This is a genomic window from Arsukibacterium sp. (assembly GCF_041616895.1).
Lineage (GTDB): Bacteria > Pseudomonadota > Gammaproteobacteria > Enterobacterales > Alteromonadaceae > Alishewanella.
The window spans coordinates 21639-27754 of the sequence record NZ_JBFJPY010000043.1; the positions used below are offsets into that span (position 1 = coordinate 21639).

The following is a 6116-nucleotide window of genomic DNA, read 5'->3' on the forward strand; positions in this document are numbered from 1 at the left end:
TTACTTCTGCTGATGAGTTTGTGTTGCTAAGTTAGCGTCAAGCCAGCCTTGCATGCCACCGGCTACTGAGTAAACGTCATTAAACCCCATACGCTGCAACGACTCTGCTGCCAGGGCTGAACGACCGCCAGAGCGGCAAATTAAGTATAAGGGCTGCCTGGCTAACTCAGCCAATGCAACCTCTGCAGCACAACCACTGGCCGCAACTGCAGGATGATTTGCCAGTTGCATTTCCAGTACACCTCTAGGGTAATTGATAGCGCCGGCAATATGGCCCTGAGCAAATTCTGCTGGTTCACGCACATCAATCAGCCGTGGCTCAGAGGTTTGCTCAAGGTATGTTGCCAGTTCTGCAACCTTAACTTCGCTAATATTATGCTTTGCTTCATTTATAAGTTGCTGTGCAGTTTTCATAACATGCTCCTGTATTCAAATTAACTATTTTTAAATCACCGACTGACTTACAACCACGACAGCCATCACAACTAAGAAAAGGGCGAAGCCACGCTGGAGCTTGTCTTTAGGCAGGCGCCGGCCTATCCAGCCGCCAACATAACTGCCGGCAATACCGGCGATAATCATTAAGGTAATAACAGACCAATCGAACTGCAGGCCCTTAGCGCTGTAAACCATAAAATACTTAGCGAAGCCAACAAATGATTTCATCGCGATTATGAGCAAGCTGGTGGCAACACTGATAGCAATGGGCAGGCCTCCCATGAATACTAAAGCCGGCACGATAAGAAAGCCGCCACCAACACCAACAAAACCGGTAATAGCGCCGACCACCAGACCATCGGCAATCACTTTGGTTTTATTAAATACGTGCTGGCCCGCAATATCTTTGAGCTTGCTGTGCCACATGAACCACGCCGCGATAAGCATTAATAACGCAAACACCAGCAGTTGCCAACGGCTATCGACAAGAGTGCCTACCCAGGCGCCACCATAAGTACCCAGCATGCCCGGCACACCAAACCACAGGACATGACGCCAGCTAATCAGCCTTTTCATACCATTGTGCACTGAACCAAATAAACTGATGCCGGCAACGATAAGTAAGGACGAGGCGATAGCCAGCTCTGCCGGCATGCCAATCAGGTACAGCAGTACTGGTACCGTCAGAATAGAGCCGCCCGAGCCAAACAAACCAAGGCTTAAGCCAATAATCAGTGCTCCAAATACAGCCAGCACAACGCCCTCATATAACCAAAATGAATAATGTTATAACTGAATTTAATTCTAATGGCTTTTCAGGCATTCAGCAATTAAAATTTAGTATAATCTAATTTAATAGTTATGCAGCGACATTGGACAGAGGTATAACATGTAAGGAAGGTTAAGAATCAGACTGCGCTTAGCGTAAAAAAACTAAGCACAGCCTGTTTTGAAGGGATAATATCAACGACTTATTTGTTGCTGAATTTCAGCAACAACATTTGCGATATCAAGCATCATTTTTTCACCGCTGCGGCGGTTTTTATATTCAACCTGTTGGTTATCGAGATTACGCTCACCGATGACAATCGTATGAGGTATGCCAACCAGCTCCATATCAGCAAACATGACACCGGGGCGCTCCCGTCGATCATCGAATAAAACCTCAATGCCTGCCTCGGTTAACTGCTGGTAAAGCTGTTCAGTGACTTCAGCGATACGCACTGACTTGTGCATATTCATTGGGATCAGGGCAACCTGAAATGGCGCTATGGCATCTGGCCAGATAATGCCATAATCATCGTGATTTTGTTCAATGGCAGCGGCAACAATCCTGGATACGCCGACACCATAACAGCCCATCGTCATGGTTTGATGTTTGCCTTCTTCGTTCAATACTCCGGCTTTCAGTGCTTTGGAGTATTTCTCTCCCAATTGAAAAATATGGCCGACTTCAATGCCGCGTTTAATAATAAGGTTACCCGCACCACAGGGGCTGGGATCGCCCGCCACAATGTTACGAATATCTGCGATCTCATATTCGGTGATATCACGCACCCAGTTAACGCCGCTAAAATGATAACCATCTTTATTGGCACCGGTAACAAAATCGGCCAGGTGGGCGGCGCTGCGATCCGCCACAACGCGGATGTTTAACCCTACCGGGCCCACGGAACCGGGACCTGCGCCGCACAGTGAGCGAATTTGCTCATCGGTCGCAAATTGCAGTGGGCTGGCCACACCTGCCAGCTTTTCTGCTTTAAGCTCGTTTAATTCATGATCGCCACGCAGCACTAACGCAATTAATTGCTGCTTGCCTTGCTCATCCGCTTTTGCAAGTACAAACAACGTTTTAGCAATGGCTGCCGGTGCAATATTTAGAAGTGAAGCAACCTCGGCTACCGTACCCGCTGCCGGCGTTGCAATTTCAGTTAATGCTTTTTCCGCTGCGGCTCTGCTCCCTTTTGGTGCCAATGCTTCAGCCATTTCAATATTGGCGGCATAGTCGCTGCTGTCGGAAAAGGCGATGGCATCTTCACCTGATTCTGCCAACACATGAAATTCATGTGACACGCTGCCACCAATAGCACCGCTGTCTGCCTGCACGGGGCGGAAATCCAGACCCAGTCGATTAAAAATATTGCAGTATGCGCGGTACATGGCATCGTAAGTTTGCTGCAAACTGTCCTGGCCAAGGTGGAAAGAATACGCATCTTTCATCATAAATTCACGGGCCCGCATTACACCAAAACGCGGCCGGCGTTCGTCCCGGAATTTCGTTTGGATCTGAAACAGATTCAGCGGCAATTGTTTGTAGCTGGTAATTTCCCGACGAACTAAATCAGTAATGACTTCTTCATGAGTTGGCCCTAACACATAATCGCGTTGATGACGGTCTTTAAATCGCAACAGTTCGGCGTCCATGGTTTCCCAGCGACCAGATTCCTGCCATAGCTCAGCGGGTTGCACCATGGGCATTAATACCTCTATTGCTCCGGCTTTGTTCATTTCCTGGCGTACGATCTCTTCAACTTTACGCAATACCCGGACACCCGTGGGCAGATAGCTGAACATACCGGTGCCAAGCCGACGGATCATACCCGCTCTTAACATCAGTTTATGACTGATAATCTCGGCGTCGGAGGGGGTTTCCTTTACCGTTGATAATAAATACTGGCTGGTGCGCATGCTGCTCTCAAACAAAGTAGTCAAAAAATTGCCATCATTCTAGCAAGTCATTTAGTCAGGCAGAAGTTGAATCTGATGTTTTATTGGCTTATTTGTCACTTGCTGGCCTTCAACCATGCCTCCCACGGTATAAAGTATGCCATCAATATCCAGTAAGGTGCGGCTATCCATGATGGCACTGCTCTTTGTTGCAGTTCGCCACTGTTGCCGGCTAACCGAATATATCCAAACTTCAGTGCTGGGTGTCGCAGGGCGGCCCTGATAATTGATAGCATTGAAAATATAGGCAGATTCGCTCCCGCCAACAAATACAATAACCTGCTCGCCATTTAGCTCCGTGCCGGTGGCAGCCATCCTAAACCGCGCCTTGCCGGTAGGATGGGGTATTTGCTGCCAGGCTATTTCATTCGCTTTAACGCCAATAATGCCCTGCCAGCAGGCCGGTTCCATCACAAAGGTGCGGGGTTTAGTAGCAGGGTAGTCTACGGCAACGCCATCGCACAACAACAGGGTATTGCCAACAATACCTCCGGCTAAACCCGAGACAGGTTTCCCCGGATAAGGAGTGGCCTGAGACCAGCGCTGGGTAAAATTATCAAACAGCTGCATCAGATTGACATTACCATGGTCACTCCAGCCGCTAGCCAGGTAGATGTAGCGGTTCTGGTAGGGTAAGGCGACAGCATCATCTACCGGTACCGGTATATCATTAAGCCGGGTATAACGTCGCGTAACCGGGTCAAGCCGATAACTGTCTGCTGCAGTTTGCTTGCTGCCGTCAGCATTAATGGTAAAGCCACCGAACAGAAAAAAATTATTGTTTAGTGCCACCATACTGGCGCCGGCACGGCCCGTCAGTCGCTGCTGGCTTGGCACTGCTGGTAACTCGGACCAGCCAAATTCATCCAGTGTGTGCATCCACACTTTGTTATGCAGGTCATTGCTTTGTTTGCCCGGGCCCATGCCTAGAGCACTGACGATATAGGTTTTTCCTCGCACGGTGGTGCTGGCAACACTATTATTGCTTACCGGCTCAGGTAAGTCGGGTATGGCGATGCTACTGGCTGTAGCCATCAGCAAACTAAGGTAGCTGAGAGATTTCAGTAACATGGTTGAGGTCTCCATTAACAGTCCATTTAATATTAAAGTGGTACAACGTCATACCGTAATGTTGCTCAGCTTCGCGTTGTTTTTTGTAGGATGGCCGGGGATCCTGTTTTAATACTTTTTCAATAAGTAACGCTAATTCCGGAAACGTAGTCTGAGCCTGGCAAAACGCGCTGGCTTGGTCACTGAAACTGACCGCCATCCCTGTTTGTGGCGCGCTGTCAGCAAAGCCACCAGCAGCGTCTGGCAGGGCATCAGCATAGGGTAAATACGGTTTAATGTCTAAAATGGGCGTACCATCCAGTAAATCTATACCACTAAGCTCTAGCACTAAATTATTATTACGCCGGTAAACCCTTTCCAGTTTTACGACGGATAGGCCAATTGGATTAGGTCTGAACGTTGCTCTGGTGGCAAAAACGCCTTTTCGGGCGTTGCCTCCCAGCCTTGGCGGCCTGACTAAAGGCGACCAGCCCTTGCTGGCGGTTTCATGAAATACAAAAACCAGCCACAAATGACTGAATGCTTCAATACCACGCACGATGTCATCTTCTGCATAAGGCGGGGCCAGCACCAGTCTGCCTCTTGCTTCGGCAATTAAACCGGGTTGACGGGGAATCGCAAACTTTTGTTTATAAGGCGACTCGACAGTACCTATTACCTGAAACTGAAAAGAACTCATTTTGCTTTACACACAGCCAGCTTGAACAGTCGGGCATTATGCAGTTGCAACAACGAAACAACAAGCTGAAGCAAAGACGTCTGAATATCTTTGACGCTAGATGGTTATTGCGCAAGAATAACCCAGCCAAAGTTAATTTAAGAGTAGAAGATGGAACGGAAAACCCTGTTAACAGAATGCCCTGACTCGAAAGGGCTGATCGCGCAAATTACCAATATTTGTTACAAGCATCAGCTTAATATTATTCGCAACACCGAATATGTTGACCCGGTAACAGGCCAGTTTTATATGCGAACCGTGCTAGAAGGGGTATTCAACGACACCACGTTGCTATTCGATCTGGACCGTGCATTGCCGCCCGGCAGTCGCCGTAGCTTGCTAAGTGATGGTGCCAAAAAAGTGGTGATACTCGTAACCAGAGAAGCGCATTGTCTGGGCGATATATTAATTAAGGTATTTGATGGCTCGCTGGCGTTAGATATCGCCGCAATTGTTGGTAATTATCCGGAGCTTAGCAGCTTGGCTGACAAATTTGCGATCCCGTATCACTATATCAGCCATCAGGGGCTTGGCCGCGCCGAGCATGAACAACAGCTTCTGGCAACAATAGCACCCTATCAACCCGATTATTTAGTGCTCGCCAAGTTTATGCGAATTCTAACGGCAGATTTTGTCGCGCAGTACCGTAACAGAATTATTAATATTCATCATAGCTTTTTACCGGCGTTTATTGGTGCTAACCCCTATCAGCAGGCGTTTGAGCGTGGGGTGAAGATCATTGGTGCCACCGCGCATTTTGTTAATGAACAGCTGGACGAAGGGCCGATTATTGAACAGATGGTTCGCACCGTGGATCATAACTTCAGTGCCGATGATATGGCTAAAGCAGGTCGAGATGTTGAAAAAGCGGCCTTAAGCAGAGCATTGCAACTGGTGGTAGAAAATCGGGTTCTGGTGCATGGCAATAAAACGGTTGTGTTGTAGTGGGCGTTTACATTGGGCCTATTATCTTTAATACTTCAGCAAGTGATAACACCTTATCAATGAGGAAAATGGTGATGAAAATATTGCTGTTGTTGTGCAGCATGCTATTTGCTGTCGCGATTTCGGCGGCTGAAACGGCCGTACTGCATCCCAAATTAGAGGTGTTCAGACCCTATCTTGGTCAATACTGGCAAGGGAATCTTGCTGAGCCTGGCAG

6 protein-coding genes are annotated in these 6116 nt (G+C 48.1%); 1 reads left to right on the top strand and 5 read right to left on the bottom strand.

Going from position 1 to position 6116, the window contains the following annotated elements:
* The 5 genes from ABY802_RS09120 to tsaA form a co-directional block, all read right to left on the bottom strand.
* On the bottom strand, positions 1-414 hold the full coding sequence (locus tag ABY802_RS09120) for a rhodanese-like domain-containing protein (RefSeq protein WP_372626731.1): 414 nt from the start codon (positions 412-414) through the stop codon (positions 1-3).
* Between the two features lie 30 nt (positions 415-444).
* A complete protein-coding gene (locus tag ABY802_RS09125) occupies positions 445-1194 on the bottom strand; it encodes a sulfite exporter TauE/SafE family protein (protein WP_372626732.1) in 750 nt (249 codons plus the stop codon).
* Between the two features lie 207 nt (positions 1195-1401).
* Positions 1402-3126 (bottom strand): proline--tRNA ligase, encoded by a 1725-nt coding sequence (locus tag ABY802_RS09130; RefSeq protein ID WP_372626736.1) that lies wholly within the window; start codon positions 3124-3126, stop codon positions 1402-1404.
* A 51-nt stretch (positions 3127-3177) separates the two neighbouring features.
* Positions 3178-4236, bottom strand: coding sequence for a Kelch repeat-containing protein (locus tag ABY802_RS09135; RefSeq protein ID WP_372626733.1), 1059 nt, complete (start codon positions 4234-4236; stop codon positions 3178-3180).
* On the bottom strand, positions 4208-4915 hold the full coding sequence (tsaA, locus tag ABY802_RS09140) for a tRNA (N6-threonylcarbamoyladenosine(37)-N6)-methyltransferase TrmO (protein WP_372626734.1): 708 nt from the start codon (positions 4913-4915) through the stop codon (positions 4208-4210). Before tsaA ends, ABY802_RS09135 begins: the two co-directional genes overlap by 29 nt.
* Before the next feature lie 150 nt (positions 4916-5065).
* On the opposite strand from tsaA, the gene purU reads away from it, so the two are divergent.
* Entirely contained in the window at positions 5066-5899 is an 834-nt protein-coding gene (gene purU / locus ABY802_RS09145) for a formyltetrahydrofolate deformylase (protein WP_372626735.1), read from the top strand.
* The last annotated feature ends 217 nt before the right edge of the window (positions 5900-6116 follow it).

Coding starts and splice junctions, on each gene's coding strand:
- ABY802_RS09120 (WP_372626731.1), bottom strand. CDS start 414: ATGAAAACTGCACAGCAACTTATAAATGAAGCAAAGCATAATATTAGC.
- ABY802_RS09130 (WP_372626736.1), bottom strand. CDS start 3,126: ATGCGCACCAGCCAGTATTTATTATCAACGGTAAAGGAAACCCCCTCC.
- ABY802_RS09135 (WP_372626733.1), bottom strand. CDS start 4,236: ATGTTACTGAAATCTCTCAGCTACCTTAGTTTGCTGATGGCTACAGCC.
- tsaA (WP_372626734.1), bottom strand. CDS start 4,915: ATGAGTTCTTTTCAGTTTCAGGTAATAGGTACTGTCGAGTCGCCTTAT.
- purU (WP_372626735.1), top strand. CDS start 5,066: ATGGAACGGAAAACCCTGTTAACAGAATGCCCTGACTCGAAAGGGCTG.